Genomic DNA, 22,033 nt, shown 5'->3' with positions numbered 1-22,033 from the left:
TTCACCATATCTGGGCATGTCTGTCGACATTTCGCCTAGATATGGATTAGATCTCATTAATATCGTTTTAAGTTTTGTGAGCGTCCTGCCAACCACGTGGGTCGTTGAGGAAGGCTTCGACTTCGGTTAAGGTTTCCGCATCAAAGGCACCAGAATCTTTGGCTTCGGCCAAAACATCCCACCACGTACAGAGGTGGTGCAGCTGAATCCCATGGTCGCCGAGGGTTTTCTCGGTTTCTGGGAAAATCCCGTAGTAAAAAATAACCGCTGTGTGCGCACAGGTCGCGCCCGTTTCGCGAATGGCATCGACAAACGACAATTTGCTGCCGCCATCGGTTGTGAGGTCTTCGACGAGCAAAACACGTTGGCCTTCCGTCATTTCGCCTTCGATCCGCGCGTTGCGGCCATAGCCTTTGGCTTTTTTGCGCACATAGCTCATCGGGAGGGCCATGCGTTCGGCGACCAATGCGCCAAAGGGGATTCCTGCGGTTTCGCCACCAGCCACGTTGTCAAAGGCTTCAAAACCCGCGTCGCGCATGACCGTGATGGTCAGGAAATCCATCAAAGTGCTGCGAATGCGGGGATAGGAAATCAGCTTGCGGCAATCGATATATGTCGGGCTGGGAAGGCCGCTCGCGAGGGTGAACGGCTCCCGCGCGTTGAAATGTACCGCCTTGATTTCCAAGAGCATTTTCGCGGTAAGACGCGCAATTTCGGTGGCGTCGGTATGGGATGTTGGGATCATGACGGGTCCTTTGTTTTCGCTAGGCGGTGACGGTCCAATGCAGGGGGAAGCCGGGGTCAAAGACGGTGACGGTTTCCGCGCCGACTTCGATTTTTGAAGGGTATGTAACGGGCGCGCCCTTGGTCAGGGTGAGCGTTGTGTCATTTACGGGAAGGCCGTAAAAAGCGGGGCCGTGCAGCGAAGTGAAGCCCTCTAACCGGTCTAATGCGCCCGCCTTTTCAAAGACTTCCGCAAGGATCGACATTGTATTCGTGGCCGTAAAACATCCCGCACATCCACAGGCGTTCTCTTTGAGGAGGTCGGTATGCGGTGCGCTGTCTGTTCCAAGGAAGAACCGTGTATCGCCACTGGTTGCGGCTTCAAGAAGGGCGACGCGGTGCGTTTCGCGTTTTGCTACGGGAAGGCAGTAATAGTGGGGCTTGATGCCGCCCACGAGGATGTGGTTTCGGTTGATCACAAGGTGGTGCGTGGTGATTGTTGCGCCCAAATTGTCCTGCGATTTTGCGTAATCGACGCCGTCCTTGGTGGTGATGTGTTCCATCACCGTTTTCAAGCCCGGGGTTGCGCGACGGATTGGATCAAGGACGCGGTCGATGAAAACAGCTTCGCGGTCAAAAATGTCGACCTCAGCGTCAGTGACTTCTCCGTGCAGGCAAAGAGGCAGGCCAATCTCGGCCATTTTTTCCAGCGCAGGGCGCACTTTGTCAAAATCGCTGACGCCACTTGCGGAATTCGTGGTGGCTCCGGCAGGGTAGAGTTTCACGGCGGAAATCAACCCGCTCGCATAGGCTGCGGCGATATCGTCTGGGTCGCTTTGCTCCGTCAAATAGAGGGTCATCAAAGGCGTAAACTCGCTTCCCTCGGGCAGAGCCGCGAGAATGCGATCCCGATAGGCCAAGGCCTGAGCGCTCGTCACAACGGGTGGAACGAGGTTTGGCATAATGATCGCACGCCCAAAATGGCGGGTGGTTTCAGGCAGCACCGCTTTAAGCATTGCGCCATCGCGCAGGTGGAGGTGCCAATCATCGGGGCGTTTGAGCGTGAGTTTTTGGGTCATATTCTTGCGCTACACAATTAATGCAGGTTTTTCCAGCGTGGATTGCAGGTTTGTTTTCATGAAACGATTAGGGAGTGACCTGTTGTATAATTTTCCGCCTATTTTTTGTGCTCAGGCATATTTTTTCGGCACAAGTGCGTGAGCGATCGCCCATTATCTTGCTGGCGGCATACCTGCTGCCTAAGTTTCTCGCGAAACGAGGGGTTATGCTGGATTTAGAGGCACAAATAGAGAGCGGGTCTGAATGCACAGCATCGCCTAGATTGCAGCGCATGTTTGGGCGAGGTTTTGCCTCGGTTCACGCTGTGTCCGGACGAATCCGTTTGAAAGATTTGCACCAATCTGGGTCCGCAAAAGTGTTCCTACCAAAAATCCATGCGCCCACGCCGGAAATCGTGTTTTTGAACACGGCGGGCGGCGTCACGGGGGGCGACCACATCTCGTATGGTCTTGATGTCGGCGCGGGCGCGCGGGTGAATGCGACGACCCAAACCGCTGAACGTGCCTATCAATCCGTGAGTGGCACGGGGCGGGTAGATGTGAATTTGACCGTGGGTGCTGGGGCGCGTTTGGATTGGCTGCCTCAGGAAACCATCCTGTTTGAAGGCTCCAATATGGCGCGCAAGACGCTTGTAGATTTGGCTTCTGATGCTGAGTTTCTTATGGTTGAAACCGTGATTTTGGGGCGCGCAGCGATGGGGGAAACGCTCGTTAATGCAACCTTTTCGGATTGGCGGGAGGTACGTGTTAACGGGCGCCCAGAATGGATTGAACCCTTTGCGCTGGATAAGCGCAACTTCACACACCCCAAGCGCGCAGCTACGCTTTCTGGCGCGCGCGCTCTTGCGACAATCGCGTTATTTGCACCGCAAGCACAGGACGCCCTTGGGCCCGTCCGCTCTATTCTATCCACTTTTTCGGATGTCACAGCGGCGGCAAGCGGATGGAACGGAAAGCTCATTATTCGGCTGTTTGCGGATGACGGATGGCCGTTGCAGCGTGTCGTGGCGAAAGTTTTAAATGAATTGCGCGTCGATCCACTGCCGCGTGTCTGGCAAAAATAGGGAAGAAAATGAACCTAAGCCCAAGAGAAAAAGATAAACTCCTAATCAGTCTGGCGGCGATTGTCGCACGCGGACGCCTCGCGCGTGGGGTGAAGCTGAACCACCCTGAATCGATCGCAATTATTACGGATTACGTTGTCGAAGGTGCGCGAGATGGGCGCTCGGTGGCGGATCTGATGGAAGCTGGCGCGCATGTAATTACGGCCGATCAATGCATGGAGGGTATCGCTGAAATGATCCACGACGTGCAGGTCGAAGCTACATTTCCCGACGGCACAAAGCTTGTGACCGTTCACCATCCCATTCGATAGATACAAAGGAGGAGCAGCCATGATCCCGGGAGAGATATTCACCGTCGACGGCGACATAACCCTAAATGCTGGCGCGCAAACACGCGTCTGCATGGTCGCCAATACGGGCGATCGACCCGTTCAAGTCGGAAGCCACTATCATTTCGCAGAAACGAATTCCGCTTTGGATTTTGATCGCGCGGTGGCACGCGGCATGCGGTTGGACATTGCTGCGGGTACGGCCGTGCGCTTCGAGCCTGGGCAAAGACGCGAAGTGACCTTGGTTCCGCTCGGGGGTAAGCGCGAAATCTATGGTTTTAATCAAAAGGTTATGGGGCCGCTTTGAAGCGAGATGACATAATTCGAGAGAAGAGATTCCCGCCGCACTGCGGTCAATGGGACGGAAATTAAAGGAAAGCCAATGCCTGCGAAAATTTCACGCGCGACCTATGCCGATATGTATGGGCCAACCACAGGCGACCGCGTCCGGTTGGCGGATACGGATTTGATCATCGAGGTGGAACGCGACCTGACGACCTATGGTGAGGAAGTGAAATTCGGTGGCGGCAAAGTCATCCGTGACGGCATGGGGCAAAGCCAAATTTCGAGGGCTGGCGGAGCCATGGATACGGTAATTACCAACGCCCTCATTGTCGACACGACAGGGATTTACAAGGCAGACGTGGGTTTGCGTGGTGGGTTTATCGCGGCGATTGGAAAGGCGGGCAATCCGGATACCCAATCCAATGTGGATATTATCATTGGCCCCGGAACGGAGATTATCGCAGGCGAAGGGCGTATTTTGACGGCGGGTGGGTTTGATAGCCATATTCACTTTATTTGTCCGCAACAAATGGAAGACGCGCTGCATTCTGGTGTGACGACAATGCTCGGCGGGGGCACAGGACCCGCGCATGGCACGTTGGCCACCACTTGCACACCCGGCCCGTGGCATATTGCGCGGATGTTGCAGGCCGTTGATGGCATTCCGATGAACATCGGGCTGTCCGGCAAAGGCAACGCAAGCCGTCCCGAAGCCCTCGTGGAAATGATCAAGGGCGGCGCCTGTGCGATGAAATTGCACGAAGACTGGGGCACAACTCCGGGGGCGATTGATTGCTGCCTTTCCGTCGCAGACGACATGGACGTTCAGGTGATGATCCACACGGATACGCTAAATGAAAGTGGCTTTGTCGAGAACACCGTTGCCGCCATCAAGGGGCGCACAATCCATGCGTTTCACACCGAAGGCGCGGGCGGAGGTCATGCGCCGGACATCATTAAAGTCGTTAGTGAACAGCATGTTATACCGTCGTCAACCAACCCGACGCGCCCCTATACCGTAAACACAATCGAGGAGCATTTGGATATGCTCATGGTGTGTCACCACCTTGATAAATCCATCCCCGAAGACGTGGCCTTTGCCGAAAGTCGCATTCGGCGCGAAACGATTGCCGCTGAAGATATCCTGCATGACCTTGGCGCATTTTCGATTATTGCCAGCGACAGTCAGGCTATGGGACGTGTGGGCGAAGTTTTGATTCGCACGTGGCAAACTGCGGATAAAATGAAAAAACAACGGGGTCGTTTAAGCGAAGAAACAGGCGACAACGACAATGTTCGGGTCAAACGCTATCTGGCGAAATACACAATTAATCCGGCAATTGCCCATGGGATTTCGCGCCATATTGGTTCAATTGAAGTTGGGAAACGCGCAGATCTTGTGCTTTGGTCGCCCGCATTTTTTGGTGTGAAACCCGAAATGGTGTTGATGGGCGGGATGATCGTTGTGGCGCAAATGGGCGATCCAAATGCCTCTATCCCAACGCCACAGCCCGTTTATTCACGCCCGATGTTTGGTGCGATGGGCGGAGCGGTTGCACATTGTGCGGTCACGTTCGTGAGTCAGGCCGCACAGGCAGACGGAATTGGTGCAGCCCTTGGACTTCGAAAAACGACTTTGGCGGTGGAAAATACCCGTACCATCGGGAAATCCGACATGGTGATGAACAGCGCGACCCCGCATATTGAGGTCAATCCAGAGACCTACGAAGTGCGGGCCGACGGCGAGCTTTTGACCTGTGAACCCGCCAAGTCCCTGCCGATGGCCCAACGCTATTTCATGTTCTAGGGAATGAGCCAACGCGTGGGAAATAAGTCGACGGGGCAGGCAGTGCGGCGTCCTAAGTTAACAAAAGACGCCGCCCTGTTCGACAAGGTCGATCACGTCGTCGTTTTGCCATTCGCAAGAACTAGACTTTTCTTGAATATTGATCTGTGTGCGAAAGCGTGTCGTCCAATATCGAGGGTCAAGGCGGACTTCAATCGGAAGGCGGCTTGGGTCAAATTCATGAGCTTCTTCACGTTCAACAATCACGTTGCATGTAAGTCCTGGGTGAAGGCCATAATCACCCTTTTCAAGGAAAGTAATGCGAAGGCGCGCCTCCTCCTCTTTAAGAGCGGAAATGCGGGACCGAATGGTCGCCAAACGATCGGCAGAGGGATGTAGATTGAGCATGGGATTCTCCTGCAGCTATACCAAGAGATTGGACCAAGGGTGGTTAAAGAAATGCAAATAAATTCAGTAAAAATAGGGTTAACAGGGGTGGGTATGCGTTCACTGCATGGCCGCTTTTCTCATTTGTCTATTGCTGCATCGCAGCATGCCGCCCATATTGGTGGGAGAGATACATATATTTATTCCCCCAAAGTGGAGAGACAAAATGGCCTACGCATCAACCGAAATACTTGCCCAAAAGAAATCAATTTGGGCTTCCGTAGCCAACGGATTCTCAGTGTTTTTCACAGCCCTGATCAAAGCGAATTCACGTTCGGCCGAAATCGAGCGTTTCCAAAAGATGAGCGACCGTCAATTGGCGGACATCGGCCTGCAGCGCGACGATATCGTTCGGCACGTTTTTGCCGACAAAATGGGCCTCTAACACCTTCTGAGGTGCGGGTATGAGCGCGCCTGCTGTGGCGGTGCTGACCTGCAATACAGTTCTGAATGCCCATGATTTTGGGCATGTTTTGGCGGGGGGCCAGGAGGCCTACGCTCAGGTTGCTCTGGCATATGAAGACCGCCTTTTACGCCGCAAGCGGCTTAAACTTTGCGACGGTCTTGCGGTTCTTCTGGATCTTGAAAAAGTCACAAACCTAGAGCACGGTGGAGCGCTGGTTTTACCAGACGGTCGCCATGTGCAAATCGTTGCAGCGCCTGAAGCGGTTTTGGTGATCTCTGGCTCCAATCTGCCGCGCTTGGCTTGGCACATAGGAAATCGTCACACGCCGTGTCAGATAGAAAACGATCACCTGATAATTCTTCATGATCATGTGCTTGCGCAAATGCTTACGCATCTAGGCGCAGAGGTTGTCCTCCTAACGCTGCCCTTTACGCCGGAAGGTGGCGCTTATGGGCATGGACGCACCTTTGGACACAGTCAGGGCCCCGCGGATCATGCGCATGAGCACTGAATCCACATGAATCCTGATCTCCTTACGCTCACACAATGGCTCTCTCCTGCATTTCCACTCGGGAGTTTTGCTTATTCGCATGGGCTTGAAACCGTTGTGGAAAACGGCGCCGTGTCAGACCGCCAAACGTTAACCGATTGGATCGCGGATATCCTGCGTTTTGGCACAGGGCATGTGGATGCGATTTTGCTGTGTCAGAGTATTTCAGGTGAAGATATGGCCGATACAGCACGGGCGCTTGCTGCGAGTAAAGAGCGCCTGCATGAGAGCGAAGCGCAGGGGCGCGCCTTTGTTGAAACGGTGAATAGTATGAGTGGAGCGCAGGCCCAACACGCGCCTTTTCCCGTGGCAGTGGGCGTGGCCGCGCGCGGGTTGACGCTTGCACCACAAGAGGTTGTGAGCCTTTATTTACATGCCTTTGCTTCGAATTTGGTGTCTGTGGGGGTTCGGTTTATTCCTTTGGGGCAATCCGACGGGCAAAAAGGCCTCGCGGCCTTACACCCTGTTATCTTGGAAGTTGCCGCACAGGCCGCGACACAGACTTTTTCGGATATGGCGAGCGCCGCATTTGGCGCGGATATTGCCGCCATGCAGCACGAAACACAGGACGTCAGGATATTTAAGACATGAGACACAAAGCCTACCTTTTTGCGTCTCTGAAGGCGCTCGAAATGGTTAACAAAACTGGGAGAAATGCACGTTATGGCCTCTAAAAACGGACCGCTTCGCGTTGGTATTGGGGGGCCTGTTGGGGCTGGGAAAACGACTCTCACTGAACAGTTGTGCCGCGCCTTGGCTCAGAGCTATTCGGTGGCTGTCATCACCAACGATATTTATACGCGCGAAGATGCGGACGCCCTCGTGCGGGCGCAAGTCCTTCCGGAAGCGCGGATTCGGGGGGTGGAAACAGGGGGGTGCCCCCATACGGCCATTCGCGAAGATGCGAGCATCAATCTGGCGGCCATTGCCGATTTAAACGCAGCCTTTCCCGATCTTGATGTGATTTTCATCGAAAGCGGGGGGATAATTTGGCAGCCACGTTTTCGCCTGAACTGGCGGATTTGACCCTCTATGTAATCGACACCGCCGCGGGGCAAGATATTCCTCGTAAAAAGGGCCCGGGCTTAACGCGCAGTGATCTTCTTATTATTAACAAATTGGATTTAGCACCCTATGTCGACGTGGATTTGGCGTTGCTCGAAAGTGACGCCGCCAACGCGCGACAAACCCGTCCCTTCGTGATGGCATCGTTGAAATCAAATATCGGGGTCGCCGAGATCGTCGCCTTCATAACACGGGAGGGTGGGCTTTAAGGTGTTGTTCCTAAACCGTTTCATTGTCCGCTTTGGGAGCGTCCTGCGAGGATTTGTGCGTTTGGATTTCTTTGAGACGACGACGAAAACGCGGCCCGCCCCCAGTTCGCTCAATCACGTTTTTGCACAGCGCTTCGATCAAGACAACACGGCCATCATCCTCAAGGCGGGTGAGTAAATTGCGCAGGTATTGGCCGTTGTCGCGGCGGGCCCGATAGAGTTCAAAGAAGTCGGCCGCCATCATATCCCCCGTTAGCGCAGTTTCGATCAGATCTTGGAGAATCTCCATCGTCCGCAGGCTATCTTCAATTCGGGGGCCCAAATTCGGACATTTCACCATTGTGGTATTTGCGCGGGTGAATAGCGAAGCATGCATGGCGTCGAATTCTTCTTCGGGATCAAAAACGATAAAGGCGCGGTCAGCACCTTCGATCATATCTGGGCCAAATCCATAGCGATCGGTAAAACATTTACGACGCTGCCCTTTGAAGCGCGTGTCCCATCCTGTGACGGCGGGGTCGAGGGTGGCTTGTGGTTGCACGGCGATGACCGTCGCGCCCGGTGCGGCGACAGAATAGGCCGCGGCTCCATATCCGCCCATGTTGGCACCATAAAAAACAACGTTATCGAAGTCTTCAAAGAAACCGTCGTCCACCAGTCGGTCAAAATACCCGTAGAGGGAAGCGTCGCGAAACCAAGTGTCGCCATGCGCCAGAATACACAGGTTAGAATAGCCGTTTTTGGCAACCATTTCAAAGCCTAAGGGCTGTGCCTCGGGGTCGTGGGCGCGGATGCCGCTTATACTTTCAAACGTGACAATCAAATCGGGACCTTCGTCCGTTAAAATCGCCGAATGATGTTTGCCAACGGGTTCAAAATAGCCACGCTCCTCGCCAATAGGGTCGAGCCTGTCGAGCCAAGCTTGCGCCTCGGTATCCAGATTATGAGTGGCATTCTGCGACATTCTTATCCCTTTGTACTCGTTGCCCAATATATGAGCCCTTATTCCACCTGTTGGTTACATTATGGTCCATGAATCGGGCAAAATTTGGAAGGAAGCGTGAGGTTTTTAAGTGTGTGGGCCTTTATTTATCATCCAAAGGCTGAATTTTGACGGATAACTGCGCTCGTCGTCCAATTCTTAGTAACTCCTGTGCCTTTTTCTTGGCAAGGGGTTCGGTTGGAGGCGTGAGAAGGAGGCGTCCGTACAAAGCCCGCGATTCGTCTTCTAGGATCAACCGGATGAAAGTGGAGTCGCGCCAGTCGGCAGCCCTTTGATGAAGGTCGTGCAACACGGGGTCCGCGTGAAGTTGGGCCAAGAGGGGCGCGGACAGGCCACGGTGGCGCAAAATACTATCGTCATGCGTTTGGTTGAAGTTACGCTCGACCCAATAGTCCATCCCCATCAGTTTATCGCCACGATTTACCCGACCGCGCGCACGTTTGAGCACATAGCTTTGGCGCGCACCTAGGGCATAGTGGTTGAGTTGGGCCAGCAGATAATTGTCGCGGCCGAATTGATTAAACAGTCGACGGGTTTTGATCGGCGGGTCGAGAATTTCCTTGCCGCGCGTGTCGAACCATCGCGCCTCATCAAGACGGGATTTGTCGGGGCTACGGGGGCGGTGAACGCCAATTTTCGAATAGATTCCGTCGTTTTTAAACAGTGTTTTGAACATTGACGCCCGCCAAGGCCAATACAGAACGGCGGGGGCGGCTTGTTGAAATTGCTCGGTAACAGGCGCATCCACAAAGGCATCCACATCGGCGTTGCCAAACAAGCGCCACGTTAGGGCAAAGGCGGTGGCATCGGGGACGGCGTCCATCAGGGCCTTGAGCGTGCCGTCGCCCACGTGAATATTCACAAACTCGTCGATATCAAGGCACATGAGCCAATCGGCGTTCTGAGTGAGGGGGTGTTTGTCGGCCTGTTTAAGCGCGGTCCATTGTATTCCCCCTTCGTCATAGGGGCCAGGATTGGGAATATGCGTCAGGTGGCCCAATTCTTGGAGGCGATCAAGCATGGCATCGGTGCCATCCGTACAATCGTTGGAAAACACGAGGAAGTCTGTGAAACCAATGGCGCGGTGATGGGCGAGCCATTCCAAAAGGAAGGCGCCTTCGTCGCGAACAGTGAGGATGGCGGTAATTTTCATAATCCAAGCCTAGCAGGAAGGGCGCGCAAGCCTAAAGGGGCAATAGGGGCTTGGTCACGGATTTATGAACGGCGGGACAGATCATGCCCCGCCAATCTCAATTCCTCAAAAGAACGCTTGAAGACCAGTTTGTGCCCGCCCAAGGATAAGCGCGTGCACGTCGTGGGTGCCCTCATAGGTGTTGACGGTTTCAAGGTTAACCATATGGCGCATGACTTGGAATTCCTCTGAAATACCGTTGCCGCCGTGCATATCGCGACTCATGCGGGCGATTTCGAGGGCTTTGCCGCAATTGTTGCGCTTCATCATCGAGATCATCTCAGGCGCGGCATTGGCGGCATCCATCAAGCGGCCTACTTGGAGTGAACCTTGCAGGCCAAGGGTGATTTCGGTCTGCATATCGGCCAGTTTCTTTTGGAACAACTGGGTCTGGGCGAGGGGGCGGTTGAACTGGTGACGATCAAGGCCGTATTGCCGCGCCGCATGCCAGCAGAATTCGGCAGCGCCCAAAACACCCCAGCTGATGCCGTAACGCGCGCGGTTCAAACAGCCAAACGGACCTTTGAGGCCCTGTACGTTTGGTAGGAGTGCATCTTCGCCGACTTCGACGCCCTGCATGACGATTTCCCCAGTGATAGAAGCGCGTAGGGAAAGCTTGCCCGCGATTTTGGGGGCTGTGAGGCCTTTCATGCCTTTCTCAAGGATGAACCCGCGAATTTTGCCGTCATGGGCATCGGATTTGGCCCAGATAACAAACACGTCCGCGATGGGGCTGTTCGAAATCCACATTTTATTGCCCGTCAAGCGATAGCCGCCATCGATTTTCTCGGCGCGGGTTTTCATGCCGCCCGGATCGGAGCCAGCGTCGGGTTCCGTCAGGCCAAAACAACCAATCAACGTCCCAGCCGCAAGGCCGGGGAGGTATTTTTGGTGTTGTTCGGGCGAGCCGTAAGCATGGATGGGGTACATCACGAGGCTGCTTTGCACGGACATCATCGAGCGATAGCCCGAATCTACCCGCTCGACTTCACGCGCGATCAACCCGTAGGAGACATAACCCGCGCCCAAGCCGCCCAAATCTTCGGGGATGGTCGCCCCCAACAGGCCCGCTTCGCCCATTTCGGCGAAAATTTCGGGGTCTGTGGTTTCTTCGCGGTAGGCTTTGATGATGCGTGGCTGCAGCTTATCCTGAGCAAAATCACGTGCGCCGTCGCGCAACATTTGCTCTTCTTCGGTGAGTTGATCGTTCAGACGAAATGCATCCTCCCAATCAAATTTACCAAGATCGGGGGCGTTTTTACCAGTGAGATGTTGCATAGCGGGCCTTTTGCAAAAATATCAGTTGCCCATCGGTAGCCCAGCATTTCAGGAAGTGCAATCAGCGCAATTCCAACGAATTCTTTCTGATGTGCATTCATCGGCGCATTTACTGGGTGAAGAAACGCGTGAAACCCCAAAAGGCCTCGCACCCAAAACGAACCACAGGGTGGCTAGTCGAAAAAGCCTTCAAGCTCGGAAATGCCGCTGATTTTTTCAAATTCCGGTTGGTCTTTGATCGGGGCTTCTTCCCATGTGAGGGCCACAATCGCCATAAACTCGGTCTCGCCGGTAAACATAAAAACCGCTTCGTCGCTTTCACTGCTCTGCGCGATGGCGCGGGCTGTGTGGCCATATAACAGGTGATCAGAAGTCAATTCAGCGAGGAGCTCTTTTTCAAGCGCTTTGGGGTTTACGGGGGCTTCCCAGCCAGCGGGGAGGGTCAGTCTATCATTGCTCATCCCCAAGGGTTATCGCAGAAATTAGGGGAGTTCCATCCTGAATTTTCGTCACTGACGATTCCCAAAACTGGGTGGCTTGTTGACATCATTATTTAGAAGTCGGCGGTCTGTTTTAGAAAGCGCGCGGTCTTTGGCGGTTAACAGGCAGAGGCGAGCGGGCTGTGTGTTGGCCCAATTGGGGCGAAACCGATTGTGGACGTGGGGGGATTTGATAGACTTCATCCAAAGAGGTGAGGAACGTAAGTAGGATGACAACCGGATATAACGATATTCCCGAAGTAGCCTTGGCGTGGCACCGCGCAGGTATTGGGGCCGCCTTGGCCACTGTGGTCGAGACATGGGGCTCTGCGCCGCGCCCTGTGGGAAGCCAGCTTGCCATATCAGGAGAGGCGGGGCTTGCGGGGTCTGTGTCTGGGGGCTGTGTTGAGGGGGCCGTTGTGACGGAGGCGCTGGATGCCCTTGAGGATGGCAAACGCCGGATCTTGGAGTTTGGTGTGTCCGATGACGAGGCCTTCGCGGTTGGTCTGGCCTGTGGGGGGCGTATACGGGTGATGGTAGAGCCTGTAGGGAGCGCGCTGCCTTTGGATGTATTGGAGGCCTTAGTTGCCAAACGTGCGGCACGGGAGCCTGTGGCCTATGTGGTAAATACCGAGGGGGGGAAGTTTCCCTTGCCCAATATGACACCTATGAAGCGCGGTTTCGGGCGGATAAGTCGGGATTTGAGGAAGACGGGCAGACTTTCGTTGGCCTGCACAATCCACCTTTGCGGATGGCGATTATTGGCGCGGTACATATTGCACAGCCGTTGGTTGGGATGGCGCGTGCCGCTGGGTATGATCCCTATGTGATCGACCCGCGCGCGGCCTTTGCCACTCAAGAGCGGTTTCCCGACGATAAGGTCGAAAGCGACGCGTGGCCCGATGAGGCGCTTACCGCATGGGGGATTGATACACGGACGGCGGTGATCACCCTGTCGCATGATCCCAAAATAGATGACCCCGCCATAACCACTGCCCTTGCATCACAGGCATTTTATATCGGCTCGCTTGGGTCCACACGCACCCATGCCAAGCGGGTGACACGCCTTGAAGCGGCGGGATTTAGCGCCGAGGATATCGCACGTATTCACGCGCCCGTTGGACTAGATATCGGGGCAAAATCACCTGCGGAGATTGCGATTGCTATCATGGGGGAAGTGACCCGTGTGTTACGGCGTGGCGGATGAAGTTTGGCGACGTTCCTATAGGGGAGGCTGAGGGCGCGATCCTTGCGCATTCGCATCCGTTACCGAAGGGGCGTTTGCGCAAGGGGCATGTGCTTGAGGCCAAGGATATCGCGGCCCTAGAGGATATTGGGCGCACATCTGTTGTTGTGGCGCAATTGGAAGCGGGTGACATTGAGGAGAACGAGGCCGCGCGGCGGATTGCGGCGGCGTTGGTTCCAGAGGGGAGCGGCCTCCATGTGACGCGCTCTGCGACGGGACGGGTGAATGTGCTTGCTGCGGGGGCAGGGGTTGCGGAAATTAATGTTGCGGCAATCCATGCGCTGAATGCGATCAACCCGATGGTGACGGTTGCCACCGTTGCGCCTTATGCACGGATGATTGAGCGCGGGATGGTCGCGACGGTCAAGATCATTGCCTATGGGGTACGTGAAGCTGATGTGGACGCGGCCTGTGACGCGGCACGGGGAGCTTTGATGCTGCATCGCCCCAAATACCAAACCGCGCGATTTATCCAGACTTCCCTTCAGGACGAGGAAACCGACAAAGGGTTCGAAGCCACAAAAACACGGCTTGCCGCGCTGGGCGTGTCGCTCGTGCGCGATGCGATTGTCCCCCATGAAATCTCAGACCTAAGCGCCGCGATCACACAGGCCCGTGGGGACTTTATCCTGATCCTCACAGCCTCAGCCACCTCCGATATCCGCGACACGGCCCCCGCAAGCTTGATTGCCGCGGGGGGGAGGTAGACGTTTTCGGAATGCCGGTCGATCCAGGGAATCTGCTGTTTTTTGGCAGCCTTGACGGGAAACCCGTGATTGGCCTTCCTGGTTGTGCCCGCTCACCCGCCCTTAATGGCGCGGATTGGGTGATGGAGCGGCTTCTCTGTGGGGTTGCGGTCACGCAGCAAGATATTTCACATATGGGGGTTGGGGGGCTTCTAAAAGAAATTGTAACCCGTCCCCATCCAAGGGCCCTTAAAATTTAAGCGAGTATTGGCGTTTTTTTGTGTTTACCCGCATGTTTGTGCTTTCAGCGCAGGGGGAGCATGATTAACCTAAAAAGAATATTTAACGGAGGAATGAACCAATGGCGAAAGTCAGTATGTCGGTGAACGGCAAGCCAGCGGAAGCAGAGGTTGAGGGACGCTTGTTGTTGTCGCATTTTTTGCGCGACAATTTGGGCCTTACGGGGACACATATTGGATGTGATACCAGCCAATGCGGCACGTGTGTTGTGCATGTCGACGGCAAGGTCGTGAAGTCCTGCACGATGTTCGCCGCCGAAGCCGAAGGCAAAGAGGTTACCACGATTGAAGGGATGGCCAACCCCGATGGCAGTTTGAGCAAAATCCAAGCCGCATTTCAAACCCACCATGGTCTTCAATGCGGATTTTGCACTCCGGGCATGGTAATGTCGACCGTAGCCCTCCTTAAACAAAATCCAGATCCAAGCGAGACAGAAATTCGCGACTATTTGGAGGGAAATATTTGCCGTTGTACCGGTTACCATAATATTGTGAAAGCAATTCAGTCGGCTGCGGCCAGCTAGGTATTAGGCGTGAAGAGGAGAGAACGATGTATGCATTTGAAATCGAGCGGCCAACCACGGTCGCACAGGCCGTAGAAGCGCTCAAAAACGAGGTTGCACAGGAGCTGGGCGGTGGTCAAACTCTGATCCCGACCCTCAAACAGCGTCTCGCAGCGCCGGAAGTCCTCGTGAGCCTTTCGGGAATTGCCGAAATGCAGGGGATATCGGTTTCCGAAGGTACGATTTTAATCGGCGGTGGGGTTACCCATGACGATGTTGCCATCGGCGCAATGGCCTATCCAACGCTCGCGGCTCTCGCGGGGGGGATCGGCGATCCAGCTGTGCGCAATCGCGGTACCCTTGGCGGCAGCCTCGCCAACAACGACCCTTCCGCCTGTTACCCCGCTGCGGCGTTGGCATCGGGCGCGACGATCACGACGAATGCGCGCGAAATTCAGGCGGATGACTATTTTCAAGGGATGTTTGAGACCGCCTTGGATGACGGCGAAATCGTTGTTGCCGTGAGCTTTCCAATCCCAGAAGGGGCGAGCTATCAAAAATTCGTGCAACCAGCCTCGCGCTTTGCGCTGGTCGGTGTCTTTGTCGCGAAATATGCCGACGGGGTGCGCGTCGCGGTGACCGGCGCGGCCGAGGAGGGCGTTTTTCGGTGGCGCGAAGCAGAAGCGGCCCTGTCGGCCGATTTCTCGGCAGCAGCTTTAGAAGGGCTTTCCCACCCAGCAGAGGGGATGATCGGCGACATGCATGGCAGCGCAGAATACCGCGCCCATTTGATCAAGGTTTTAGCAAGCCGCGCAGTGGTAGACATGGCGTAACTTGGCCGCGATGAGAATAGAGCGCGCCCTGAGGGAAACCTCGGGGCGTATTTTTTTGATATCTTCCATTTTATCAATAGCCTTCGAGGGAATGATCACAGCGGGGAGAGGCAGGTTTTGCACGGGAATATCGGCGGATTTTAGCCCCAATTCAAGGATATGCGCCAGATATTGCCGATTTTTGAACACAGAAACTTTACCTCGTCTTGTAAAGAAACACTCAAGCCTTATTTCGGTAGCAGAGGCAAAACCGCCTTCAATGAACAGATTGTTATTAGGAGAAGTCCACAATGCGTATCGCAGTTATTTCAGCTCTTTGCATCGCAAGTGTAACCGCCACCCAAGCCGCAGCCCAAGATTGGTCTGCTGAAGTTTACGGAGGGGGAACCTTCGAGGGCGACCTCGCAGTTGGAGGCACAGATGAAAAAGTCGACTCCGGCACGACATATGGTGGTGGCCTTTATTACTCAGGTCTCGGCGGAATGGATGCCCTCGAATTGGGTTTCGATTTGAGCCGCACCAACGCGGATTATAAAACGTCCGGTGAAGACCTCCAATCAACCGCCGCAATGGCTATAGCGCGCTATAGCTTCGTCAACAGTGGCCCGCTCAAAGCTTATGGCGCTCTTGGTCTCGGTTGGGTTGAAACAGCCTCCGCAGGCGACGAGGACTCCGGTCTTGGTGGTCGTGCGGCGCTGGGCATCAGCTATGACGTGAACGAAACAATCGGCGTATTCGGCGAAGTTCGTCACACGCGTGCCTTTGACAGCTCCACACTGAATGGTGTGTCGGGTATCGAAAATCGCAACAACGCTGTTGTTGTAGGTCTTAGCACCCAGTTCTAACGCCATTCGTGCACGTCTTCCCAGATGTAAGCACATTTTGACGTTAGGAGAAGGCCCTCGAATTTCGGGGGCCTTTTTCTTTGCCTACTGATTCCAATAAAAAAGGCCCCGAAAACGGAGGCCCTTTGGTGAATTTTTGGTGACTTACTTCGGGAGGGGGCCGATCATCATGATCATTTGGCGGCCTTCCATTTTTGGCATGCTCTCGACTTTACCTTGTTCTTTGGTGTCATCGGCAACACGTTCCAAAAGCTGACGTCCCAAGTTTTGGTGCGCCATTTCGCGCCCTCGGAACCGTAGGCTGATTTTTACTTTGTCGCCGTTTTCCAAGAATTTGTAAACGTTACGCATCTTGACATTATAGTCGTTAATATCCGTATTCGGACGGAACTTAACCTCTTTAATCTCAATGATTTTTTGCTTTTTGCGCGCTTCGTTCTCGCGCTTTTGCGTTTCGTATTTGAACTTGCCAAAATCCATGATCTTGCAAACCGGAGGAATCGCGTTTGGCGAGATTTCCACCAGATCTAGGCCGGCTTCTTCGGCCATGACCATGGCACGTGCAGGCGTAACAACGCCGCCGTTCTCACCATCAGCGCCAATAAGACGGATTTCTGTTGCGCGGATTTTATCGTTGATACGAGGGCCCGTGTCGCGTTGCGGCGGGGCGTTATGTGGCTTGCGAGCTATGGCTTTGATCCTTTGATCGTTGTGGTTACTTTGCGGAACTTAATATCGTGCGCGGCTTCTTACAACCCAGTAAACGCGCGGAATGGGCGATCTGATGCCGGATTCGTTGAATGAATCGTTCATTGCTGTTGCACCGACCCCAATTGATGCTAAATGCACAGCTATATGCCGCATCTAAAGGATTATAGAGATGAACAAAACTTGGATTATTGCCGCACTTATCATCGCCGCCGGATTGGGTGGATATACTTATTATTCCAACCAAGAAGCTGCGAAAGAAGCCGCTGAGCAAGCTGCCGAAGCTGCAAAAGAAGCTTCGGAAGAAGCTGCAGAAGCTGCAAAGAAAGCTACAGAAGAAGCTGCTGAGGCCGCAAAAGTGGCTGCAGATGCCGCTCAAAAGGCGACAGAAGAAGCTGCTGAAGCAGTAGAAGAAGCGGCTGAAGAAGCTGCTGAAACCGCAACGGATGCGGTGGATGATGCTGTGGAAGCCGTAACGGACGCTGCAAGTGATACAACGGATGCCGCAACGGATGCTGCTACAGACGCAACAGATGTCGCAACGGATGCGACAGACGAAGTTGAAGCTGCTGCTGACGACGCTGCCACTGATATGGCTGATGCTGACCCATTGACAGCTGAAGGCTTCGACCTCGACAAAGTCAATGCGATGATCGACGGATCAAGCCTTGATGTAGTTCAAAAAACCACGTTGAAAACAACGGTGAAAGCCGCCAGTAACAACCCTGATCTTTTGAAAGCTACACTTGCTCAAGTGAAGTCTGCTTTGGGACTTTGATCGCAATCTGCCGCGCTTAACTGCGCGGCAATCGCATAAAAAATGCGCCGTGAGAGTGATCTCGCGGCGCATTTTTTATTTTTATTTTGGGGTGTTAGCCAACAAAGGCTTTTTCCACCACAAACTCTTTAGGTTCGGAATTGGCCCCTTCGCGCAAACCTGCCGCTTCCAGAATTTCGGTGATATCCTTGTTGAGGCCCATTGAGCCACACACCATCGCGCGGTCGGTTGCCGGATCAAGGGGGGGATGCCCAAGCGCTCAAAGATTTCGCCAGATTTCAAATGATCGGTAACGCGGCCCATCACGGGGCTCTCTTCGCGGGTCGTAGTGGGATAGTATTTCAACTTGCCCTCGATCATTTCGCCAATCAGCGGGTCCGCCTCGAGGCTCTCGACCAACTGACGACCATACTCAAGCTCGGCGACCTCGCGGCATGTATGCGTTAGGATGATCTCGTCGAATTTCTCATAGGTTTCGGGATCGCGGATCAAACTCGCGAAGGGGGCAAAGCCGGTTCCCGTTGCAAAGAAATACACACGTTTGCCTGGCAGAAGCGCGTCATGCACGAGGGTGCCGACGGGCTTGGGACGCAAAATAAGTTCGTCCCCAACTTTGATGTGCTGCAGTTTACTGGTGAGCGGGCCGTCCTGAACCTTGATGGAATAGAACTCCAACTCCTCGTCCCAGCTTGGGGAGGCAATGGAATAGGCGCGCAAAAGAGGCTTGCCGTTGTCGCCCATCAGGCCAATCATCACAAACTCACCGGAGCGAAAACGAAACGACGCGGGACGAGTAACGCGGAAGGAAAAAAGGCTATCCGTCCAATGTGTTACGGCAGTAACGGTCTGCGCATTGGGGAGCGCTTTTACGGGTTTAACGGGGGTATCAGTCACGGTTACCTGTTCATTCATATCTATATCGCAAAGCGGCGCTTTGCCCTCTGTGTCTGGTCTATAAGGGATTTTGTGCGGCGTTTCTAGGCGCGCAGCCGCGACTGATAGTCATGGTCTTGCCATTTCGCGCGAAACGCCCACTCCTCGGCGGGTTGACGGGCCGCGAGGGCGTCAGAAATTTCCACTTCGTCAAAACCTGAGCGGCGGGCCATAGCGTATTGATCCGAGATCACATGCCCCTTGGCGCGTAGGCGGCCCACAAATCCCATCAAGCGCAAACGGCGCGCGATGGTGAAGCCGCGCCCATCGGCGGAGGTGGGGAAATCCACGCGGATCATGTCGATGTCCGACAAATGACCCTCGAGGCTAGCAGGGTCGCAATCGCTTGGAAGGTCAACGGCGACATTGATAGCGCCTTTGGCAACGGGAAGGTCTTCGAGCGTGAGAAAGGCATCGACCCAATCGTCGGTTCCAAAGCCACTGTCGTTAATCAGTACTGTCATTGTCCGGCTCCTTGGGTCGCTGAGACCGAGGTTTGTTCCACAGGTAGGGGGCCGCGCACCATTTTGCCATCGACAAAGTGGATGCCGCATTCGACCTTTTCTTGGCCGCGCCAACGGCCCGATCTAGGATCTTCGCCTTCGGCAACGGGGCTTGTGCAGGGCGCACAACCAATCGAGGGGTAGCCTTTGGCCACTAAGGGGTGGCGCGGCAGGCGGTTGTTTTCCATATAGGCCCGCAAATCTTCAGGCGCCCAATAAGCGAGAGGGTTAACTTTGATACGCGTGTCATCTTCGTTTTCAAAGAAATCCAGCGCCACACGACTCCCCGCTTGAAAGCGTTTGCGTCCTGTAATCCACGCGTCAAAGCCGCCCAATGCCTTTTGCAAGGGCTCCGTTTTGCGCAGGGCACAGCAGGCATCCGTATCGCGTTGATTTAGCGTGCCGTCGGGATCGATCTCGGCGATATCGGCGTCACTCGCGCGGATGACTTGCACATTGGTCAGACGCAAACGCTCAGATAACTCCATTTGATACTCAAGCGTTTCCGTAAAGAGCATTTCCGTGTCAATAAAGACGATCGGCGTGCTGCGATCCATGATCGAAATCATGTGCAACAGCACCACGGATTCCGCCCCGAAGGATGAAACCAAGCCAATACGTCCGACTTGCGGGTCGCTCAACGCACGTTCAAGGACCGCCGTTGCGCCGTGATGGGCATAGCGCGTGTTGAGTTGCGCAACCCGCTCTACGACCGAAAGGTTCAGTGGATCATGCAGCATTACGCTTCGCAGCCTCCGGATAAAGCACTTCTTTGAACGGCGCCATGCCCAAGCGGCGGAAAGTCGCGAGGAATGTTTCATCGTGGTTTAGACGCAAGTCAAGATAGCCCATAATGAGACGTTCAATCGCTGGGACAATCTCGTCATAGGCAAATCCAGGTCCTGCGCGTTCGCCGATCACCGTTGTTTCTGTACCGTCGCCGCCAAGGGTAATTTGGTAGTTCTCGACGCCGGCGCGATCCAGACCAAGGATGCCGATATGGCCCACGTGGTGGTGACCACAGGCATTGATGCAGCCCGAGATTTTGATTTTGAGCGCGCCGATTTCATGCTCCAACTTCAACTCGTCAAACCGTGTGGCAATTTTCTGCGCCACAGGAATAGAGCGTGCCGTTGCAAGCGCGCAATAATCCATGCCGGGGCAAGCGATGATGTCGGAAATCAACCCGATGTTGGCCGTCGCCAAGCCAACCTTGCGCAATTCGGCGTGAATTACCGGCAGGTGACGTTTGTGAACATGCGGAAGGATCACGTTTTGCTCATGGCTGATGCGCAATTCATCGTGCGCAAAGTCGCGCGCGAGTTGAGCTAAGGTCCGCATTTGTGCGCTGGTTGCATCACCGGGGGTTTCGCCATGCGCCTTGAGCGAGATTGTCGCGATCGCGTAACCGGAATGTTTGTGTGGCGACAAGTTGGTGTCGGCCCACGCGCGAAACAATGGATCGGCGTTGTAAGCAGCATCATAGGCGTCGTCCGGCGCGTCTGAATAGATCGGGGGGGCAAAATACGTCGCGATTTCAGTAAGCAAAGCTTGATCGCCGCCCGCAAAGGTTGGGCGCAATTCAGCGAAACGCTCCTCTACGAGGGCACGAATGGTATCGAGGCCATTTTCGTGGACCGTGATTTTTAGGCGAGCTTTGTATTTATTATCCCGACGCCCCAAGAGGTTGTAAACGGAAAGGACAGCCTCGACATAGGGCAACAAAACTTCGCGCGGCAAGAAGTCGTTCAGGACCTTACCCACCATTGGCGTGCGGCCAAGGCCACCCCCGATGAGGATTTGATAGCCTGTTTCTCCAGCGTCATTTTCAACGATATTGACCGCCAAATCGTGAGATTTCAGAACCGCGCGATCCGCTTTGCTTGCGCCAACTGCGATCTTGAACTTGCGGCCCAAGAATTGAAACTCGGGGTGGTCGGTGGACCATTGACGCAAAAGCTCGGCCACGGGACGTGGGTCTTCGATTTCGTCAACAGCAGCCCCCGCAAACGGGTCGCTGGTGACGTTGCGAATGGTATTGCCCGAGGTCTGGTTCGCATGCATTTGCACATCGGCCAGCGCGTCGAGCATATCTGGCACGTCCGACAGTTTGGGCCAGTTGTATTGGATGTTCTGACGCGTGGTGAAGTGGCCATAGCCTTTGTCCCACGTGTCGGCAATATAAGCGAGCTGGTCCATTTGCGCGGAGGAAAGCGAGCCGTAGGGGATGGCCACGCGCAGCATATAGGCGTGAAGCTGGAGATAGAGACCGTTCATCAAACGTAGGGGTTTGAATTCATCCTCGGTGAGGCTGCCCGAAATGCGGCGCTCAACTTGTTTGCGGAATTGTGCGGTGCGTGCGCGCAGGAAAGCTTCGTCAAAATCGTTGTACTTATACATTTGGGAGCTCCGCCTGTTTTCCGTGGTTGTAGTTTGAGGGGCCAGCTGCGCGAAATTCTTCGCGGAAGTGGACAGGGACGGGGCCCGCATCGCTTGCGACAGCATCCGCAAGGTAGGCCCCGACAATTTGGCCGACTTGAGCTTCGGCCAATTGAAGGCGCTCCGCAGCGTGCACTTCATCGGTAATAAGTTCGGCATCTGCATGCCGGTGCACCCATTTTCCATCGGCGCTGAGATAGACCACATCCCCAGAGATGAGTTCATTGGCGGTGACAACTTTTGGCGTAAAAGCACGGGCCATTACAGAAGCTCCTTTGGTTCGGGGACGCGAGGATTTAAGTCCTCAAACTTAAACGAATTTTGAGATTGCGTCTAAATGCGTTGTTTCTGACCTCTAATATAGG

At 54.5% G+C, this 22,033-nt stretch carries 26 protein-coding genes and 3 pseudogenes; 15 read left to right on the top strand and 14 right to left on the bottom strand.

The window, feature by feature from the left end; genetic code table 11:
• Positions 1-67 precede the first annotated feature (67 nt).
• Positions 68-745, bottom strand: coding sequence for an orotate phosphoribosyltransferase (locus RC74_RS19695; protein ID WP_039000502.1), 678 nt, complete (start codon positions 743-745; stop codon positions 68-70).
• A gap of 19 nt (positions 746-764) precedes the next feature.
• Entirely contained in the window at positions 765-1,802 is a 1,038-nt protein-coding gene (gene pyrC / locus RC74_RS19690; RefSeq protein WP_039000501.1) for a dihydroorotase, read from the bottom strand.
• Between the two features lie 206 nt (positions 1,803-2,008).
• Between pyrC and RC74_RS19685 the strand changes: the two genes are divergently transcribed.
• From RC74_RS19685 to ureC, 4 genes are all read left to right on the top strand, one after another.
• Positions 2,009-2,866, top strand: a complete 858-nt coding sequence (locus RC74_RS19685) for an urease accessory protein UreD (RefSeq protein WP_052274626.1) — start codon at positions 2,009-2,011, stop codon at positions 2,864-2,866.
• An 8-nt stretch (positions 2,867-2,874) separates the two neighbouring features.
• Positions 2,875-3,177: an urease subunit gamma gene (locus RC74_RS19680; protein WP_039000499.1), complete on the top strand. Its 303-nt coding sequence runs from the start codon at positions 2,875-2,877 to the stop codon at positions 3,175-3,177.
• 19 nt (positions 3,178-3,196) lie between these two features.
• Positions 3,197-3,502: an urease subunit beta gene (locus RC74_RS19675; protein WP_039000498.1), complete on the top strand. Its 306-nt coding sequence runs from the start codon at positions 3,197-3,199 to the stop codon at positions 3,500-3,502.
• Between the two features lie 75 nt (positions 3,503-3,577).
• Positions 3,578-5,287, top strand: a complete 1,710-nt coding sequence (ureC, locus tag RC74_RS19670) for an urease subunit alpha (protein WP_039000497.1) — start codon at positions 3,578-3,580, stop codon at positions 5,285-5,287.
• Between the two features lie 57 nt (positions 5,288-5,344).
• Here ureC and RC74_RS19665 read toward each other — a convergent pair whose 3' ends face one another.
• On the bottom strand, positions 5,345-5,674 hold the full coding sequence (locus tag RC74_RS19665) for a hypothetical protein (protein WP_039000496.1): 330 nt from the start codon (positions 5,672-5,674) through the stop codon (positions 5,345-5,347).
• 205 nt (positions 5,675-5,879) lie between these two features.
• Between RC74_RS19665 and RC74_RS19660 the strand changes: the two genes are divergently transcribed.
• The 4 genes and pseudogenes from RC74_RS19660 to ureG all read left to right on the top strand — a co-directional run bounded on the left by RC74_RS19660 (position 5,880) and on the right by ureG (position 7,943).
• Positions 5,880-6,098 (top strand): DUF1127 domain-containing protein, encoded by a 219-nt coding sequence (locus RC74_RS19660; protein WP_039000495.1) that lies wholly within the window; start codon positions 5,880-5,882, stop codon positions 6,096-6,098.
• Positions 6,099-6,117: 19 nt separating this feature from the next.
• Positions 6,118-6,630 (top strand): urease accessory protein UreE, encoded by a 513-nt coding sequence (locus tag RC74_RS19655; protein ID WP_082802371.1) that lies wholly within the window; start codon positions 6,118-6,120, stop codon positions 6,628-6,630.
• Positions 6,631-6,636: 6 nt separating this feature from the next.
• Complete coding sequence (locus RC74_RS19650; RefSeq protein WP_039000494.1) at positions 6,637-7,260, top strand: urease accessory protein UreF; 624 nt, start codon at positions 6,637-6,639, stop codon at positions 7,258-7,260.
• Between the two features lie 63 nt (positions 7,261-7,323).
• Positions 7,324-7,943 (top strand): annotated as a pseudogene (ureG, locus tag RC74_RS19645) (urease accessory protein UreG).
• A 10-nt stretch (positions 7,944-7,953) separates the two neighbouring features.
• On the opposite strand, the gene RC74_RS19640 reads toward ureG, so the two are convergent.
• The 4 genes from RC74_RS19640 to RC74_RS19625 all read right to left on the bottom strand — a co-directional run bounded on the left by RC74_RS19640 (position 7,954) and on the right by RC74_RS19625 (position 11,877).
• A complete protein-coding gene (locus RC74_RS19640) occupies positions 7,954-8,907 on the bottom strand; it encodes a hypothetical protein (protein WP_052274620.1) in 954 nt (317 codons plus the stop codon).
• A gap of 121 nt (positions 8,908-9,028) precedes the next feature.
• On the bottom strand, positions 9,029-10,099 hold the full coding sequence (locus RC74_RS19635; protein WP_156477531.1) for a glycosyltransferase family 2 protein: 1,071 nt from the start codon (positions 10,097-10,099) through the stop codon (positions 9,029-9,031).
• Positions 10,100-10,204: 105 nt separating this feature from the next.
• Positions 10,205-11,416 (bottom strand): acyl-CoA dehydrogenase, encoded by a 1,212-nt coding sequence (locus tag RC74_RS19630; protein ID WP_039000492.1) that lies wholly within the window; start codon positions 11,414-11,416, stop codon positions 10,205-10,207.
• 173 nt (positions 11,417-11,589) lie between these two features.
• On the bottom strand, positions 11,590-11,877 hold the full coding sequence (locus RC74_RS19625) for a hypothetical protein (RefSeq protein ID WP_039000491.1): 288 nt from the start codon (positions 11,875-11,877) through the stop codon (positions 11,590-11,592).
• Between the two features lie 248 nt (positions 11,878-12,125).
• Between RC74_RS19625 and RC74_RS19620 the strand changes: the two are divergent.
• From RC74_RS19620 to RC74_RS19605, 5 genes and pseudogenes are all read left to right on the top strand, one after another.
• Positions 12,126-13,102, top strand: a pseudogene (locus tag RC74_RS19620) (XdhC family protein).
• Complete coding sequence (locus tag RC74_RS19615; protein WP_335339556.1) at positions 13,099-13,848, top strand: molybdopterin-binding domain-containing protein; 750 nt, start codon at positions 13,099-13,101, stop codon at positions 13,846-13,848. The pseudogene RC74_RS19620 and the gene RC74_RS19615 overlap by 4 nt, the downstream one beginning before the upstream one ends.
• 11 nt (positions 13,849-13,859) lie before the next feature.
• Entirely contained in the window at positions 13,860-14,087 is a 228-nt protein-coding gene (locus tag RC74_RS23605) for a hypothetical protein (protein ID WP_335339555.1), read from the top strand.
• A gap of 101 nt (positions 14,088-14,188) precedes the next feature.
• A complete protein-coding gene (locus RC74_RS19610) occupies positions 14,189-14,650 on the top strand; it encodes a (2Fe-2S)-binding protein (protein ID WP_039000487.1) in 462 nt (153 codons plus the stop codon).
• Positions 14,651-14,676: 26 nt separating this feature from the next.
• Positions 14,677-15,462, top strand: a complete 786-nt coding sequence (locus RC74_RS19605; RefSeq protein WP_039000486.1) for an FAD binding domain-containing protein — start codon at positions 14,677-14,679, stop codon at positions 15,460-15,462.
• Here RC74_RS19605 and RC74_RS19600 read toward each other — a convergent pair.
• Entirely contained in the window at positions 15,430-15,651 is a 222-nt protein-coding gene (locus RC74_RS19600; protein ID WP_039000485.1) for a hypothetical protein, read from the bottom strand. The two genes, RC74_RS19605 and RC74_RS19600, sit on opposite strands and share 33 nt — an antisense overlap.
• 101 nt (positions 15,652-15,752) lie before the next feature.
• Between RC74_RS19600 and RC74_RS19595 the strand changes: the two genes are divergently transcribed.
• A complete protein-coding gene (locus RC74_RS19595) occupies positions 15,753-16,307 on the top strand; it encodes an outer membrane beta-barrel protein (RefSeq protein WP_039000484.1) in 555 nt (184 codons plus the stop codon).
• Between the two features lie 144 nt (positions 16,308-16,451).
• Here RC74_RS19595 and infC read toward each other — a convergent pair whose 3' ends face one another.
• Positions 16,452-16,910 carry a translation initiation factor IF-3 gene (gene infC / locus RC74_RS19590; protein WP_335339598.1) on the bottom strand — a complete coding sequence of 153 codons (459 nt, stop codon included), beginning with the start codon at positions 16,908-16,910 and terminating at the stop codon, positions 16,452-16,454.
• Positions 16,911-17,187: 277 nt separating this feature from the next.
• Here infC and RC74_RS19585 point away from each other — a divergent pair, with 277 nt between their 5' ends.
• On the top strand, positions 17,188-17,793 hold the full coding sequence (locus RC74_RS19585) for a hypothetical protein (RefSeq protein WP_039000483.1): 606 nt from the start codon (positions 17,188-17,190) through the stop codon (positions 17,791-17,793).
• Positions 17,794-17,887: 94 nt separating this feature from the next.
• Here RC74_RS19585 and RC74_RS19580 read toward each other — a convergent pair.
• The 5 genes and pseudogenes from RC74_RS19580 to RC74_RS19560 form a co-directional block, all read right to left on the bottom strand.
• Positions 17,888-18,705, bottom strand: a pseudogene (locus RC74_RS19580) (ferredoxin--NADP reductase).
• 65 nt (positions 18,706-18,770) lie between these two features.
• Entirely contained in the window at positions 18,771-19,190 is a 420-nt protein-coding gene (locus RC74_RS19575; protein ID WP_039000480.1) for a DUF934 domain-containing protein, read from the bottom strand.
• Positions 19,187-19,969 (bottom strand): phosphoadenylyl-sulfate reductase, encoded by a 783-nt coding sequence (locus RC74_RS19570; RefSeq protein WP_052274618.1) that lies wholly within the window; start codon positions 19,967-19,969, stop codon positions 19,187-19,189. The genes RC74_RS19575 and RC74_RS19570 overlap by 4 nt, the downstream gene beginning before the upstream one ends.
• A complete protein-coding gene (locus tag RC74_RS19565; protein ID WP_039000479.1) occupies positions 19,959-21,629 on the bottom strand; it encodes a nitrite/sulfite reductase in 1,671 nt (556 codons plus the stop codon). Before RC74_RS19565 ends, RC74_RS19570 begins: the two co-directional genes overlap by 11 nt.
• The gene (locus RC74_RS19560) at positions 21,622-21,930 is read right to left on the bottom strand and encodes a DUF2849 domain-containing protein (RefSeq protein WP_039000478.1); all 309 of its coding nucleotides are present in this window, start codon (positions 21,928-21,930) and stop codon (positions 21,622-21,624) included. Before RC74_RS19560 ends, RC74_RS19565 begins: the two co-directional genes overlap by 8 nt.
• Between the last annotated feature and the right edge of the window lie 103 nt (positions 21,931-22,033).

The sequence above is a fragment of the Falsihalocynthiibacter arcticus genome (genome assembly GCF_000812665.2).
Taxonomy (GTDB): domain Bacteria; phylum Pseudomonadota; class Alphaproteobacteria; order Rhodobacterales; family Rhodobacteraceae; genus Falsihalocynthiibacter; species Falsihalocynthiibacter arcticus.
This window is presented reverse-complemented; position numbering and strand designations above follow the sequence as displayed.

What these genes read in the sequence shown, in the direction of transcription:
- RC74_RS19695 (WP_039000502.1), bottom strand. Translation starts at nt 745, where the DNA reads ATGATCCCAACATCCCATACCGACGCCACCGAAATTGCGCGTCTTACC.
- pyrC (WP_039000501.1), bottom strand. Translation starts at nt 1,802, where the DNA reads ATGACCCAAAAACTCACGCTCAAACGCCCCGATGATTGGCACCTCCAC.
- RC74_RS19685 (WP_052274626.1), top strand. Translation starts at nt 2,009, where the DNA reads ATGCTGGATTTAGAGGCACAAATAGAGAGCGGGTCTGAATGCACAGCA.
- RC74_RS19680 (WP_039000499.1), top strand. Translation starts at nt 2,875, where the DNA reads ATGAACCTAAGCCCAAGAGAAAAAGATAAACTCCTAATCAGTCTGGCG.
- RC74_RS19675 (WP_039000498.1), top strand. Translation starts at nt 3,197, where the DNA reads ATGATCCCGGGAGAGATATTCACCGTCGACGGCGACATAACCCTAAAT.
- ureC (WP_039000497.1), top strand. Translation starts at nt 3,578, where the DNA reads ATGCCTGCGAAAATTTCACGCGCGACCTATGCCGATATGTATGGGCCA.
- RC74_RS19665 (WP_039000496.1), bottom strand. Translation starts at nt 5,674, where the DNA reads ATGCTCAATCTACATCCCTCTGCCGATCGTTTGGCGACCATTCGGTCC.
- RC74_RS19660 (WP_039000495.1), top strand. Translation starts at nt 5,880, where the DNA reads ATGGCCTACGCATCAACCGAAATACTTGCCCAAAAGAAATCAATTTGG.
- RC74_RS19655 (WP_082802371.1), top strand. Translation starts at nt 6,118, where the DNA reads ATGAGCGCGCCTGCTGTGGCGGTGCTGACCTGCAATACAGTTCTGAAT.
- RC74_RS19650 (WP_039000494.1), top strand. Translation starts at nt 6,637, where the DNA reads ATGAATCCTGATCTCCTTACGCTCACACAATGGCTCTCTCCTGCATTT.
- RC74_RS19640 (WP_052274620.1), bottom strand. Translation starts at nt 8,907, where the DNA reads ATGTCGCAGAATGCCACTCATAATCTGGATACCGAGGCGCAAGCTTGG.
- RC74_RS19635 (WP_156477531.1), bottom strand. Translation starts at nt 10,099, where the DNA reads ATGAAAATTACCGCCATCCTCACTGTTCGCGACGAAGGCGCCTTCCTT.
- RC74_RS19630 (WP_039000492.1), bottom strand. Translation starts at nt 11,416, where the DNA reads ATGCAACATCTCACTGGTAAAAACGCCCCCGATCTTGGTAAATTTGAT.
- RC74_RS19625 (WP_039000491.1), bottom strand. Translation starts at nt 11,877, where the DNA reads ATGAGCAATGATAGACTGACCCTCCCCGCTGGCTGGGAAGCCCCCGTA.
- RC74_RS19615 (WP_335339556.1), top strand. Translation starts at nt 13,099, where the DNA reads ATGAAGTTTGGCGACGTTCCTATAGGGGAGGCTGAGGGCGCGATCCTT.
- RC74_RS23605 (WP_335339555.1), top strand. Translation starts at nt 13,860, where the DNA reads ATGCCGGTCGATCCAGGGAATCTGCTGTTTTTTGGCAGCCTTGACGGG.
- RC74_RS19610 (WP_039000487.1), top strand. Translation starts at nt 14,189, where the DNA reads ATGGCGAAAGTCAGTATGTCGGTGAACGGCAAGCCAGCGGAAGCAGAG.
- RC74_RS19605 (WP_039000486.1), top strand. Translation starts at nt 14,677, where the DNA reads ATGTATGCATTTGAAATCGAGCGGCCAACCACGGTCGCACAGGCCGTA.
- RC74_RS19595 (WP_039000484.1), top strand. Translation starts at nt 15,753, where the DNA reads ATGCGTATCGCAGTTATTTCAGCTCTTTGCATCGCAAGTGTAACCGCC.
- RC74_RS19585 (WP_039000483.1), top strand. Translation starts at nt 17,188, where the DNA reads ATGAACAAAACTTGGATTATTGCCGCACTTATCATCGCCGCCGGATTG.
- RC74_RS19575 (WP_039000480.1), bottom strand. Translation starts at nt 19,190, where the DNA reads ATGACAGTACTGATTAACGACAGTGGCTTTGGAACCGACGATTGGGTC.
- RC74_RS19570 (WP_052274618.1), bottom strand. Translation starts at nt 19,969, where the DNA reads ATGCTGCATGATCCACTGAACCTTTCGGTCGTAGAGCGGGTTGCGCAA.
- RC74_RS19565 (WP_039000479.1), bottom strand. Translation starts at nt 21,629, where the DNA reads ATGTATAAGTACAACGATTTTGACGAAGCTTTCCTGCGCGCACGCACC.
- RC74_RS19560 (WP_039000478.1), bottom strand. Translation starts at nt 21,930, where the DNA reads ATGGCCCGTGCTTTTACGCCAAAAGTTGTCACCGCCAATGAACTCATC.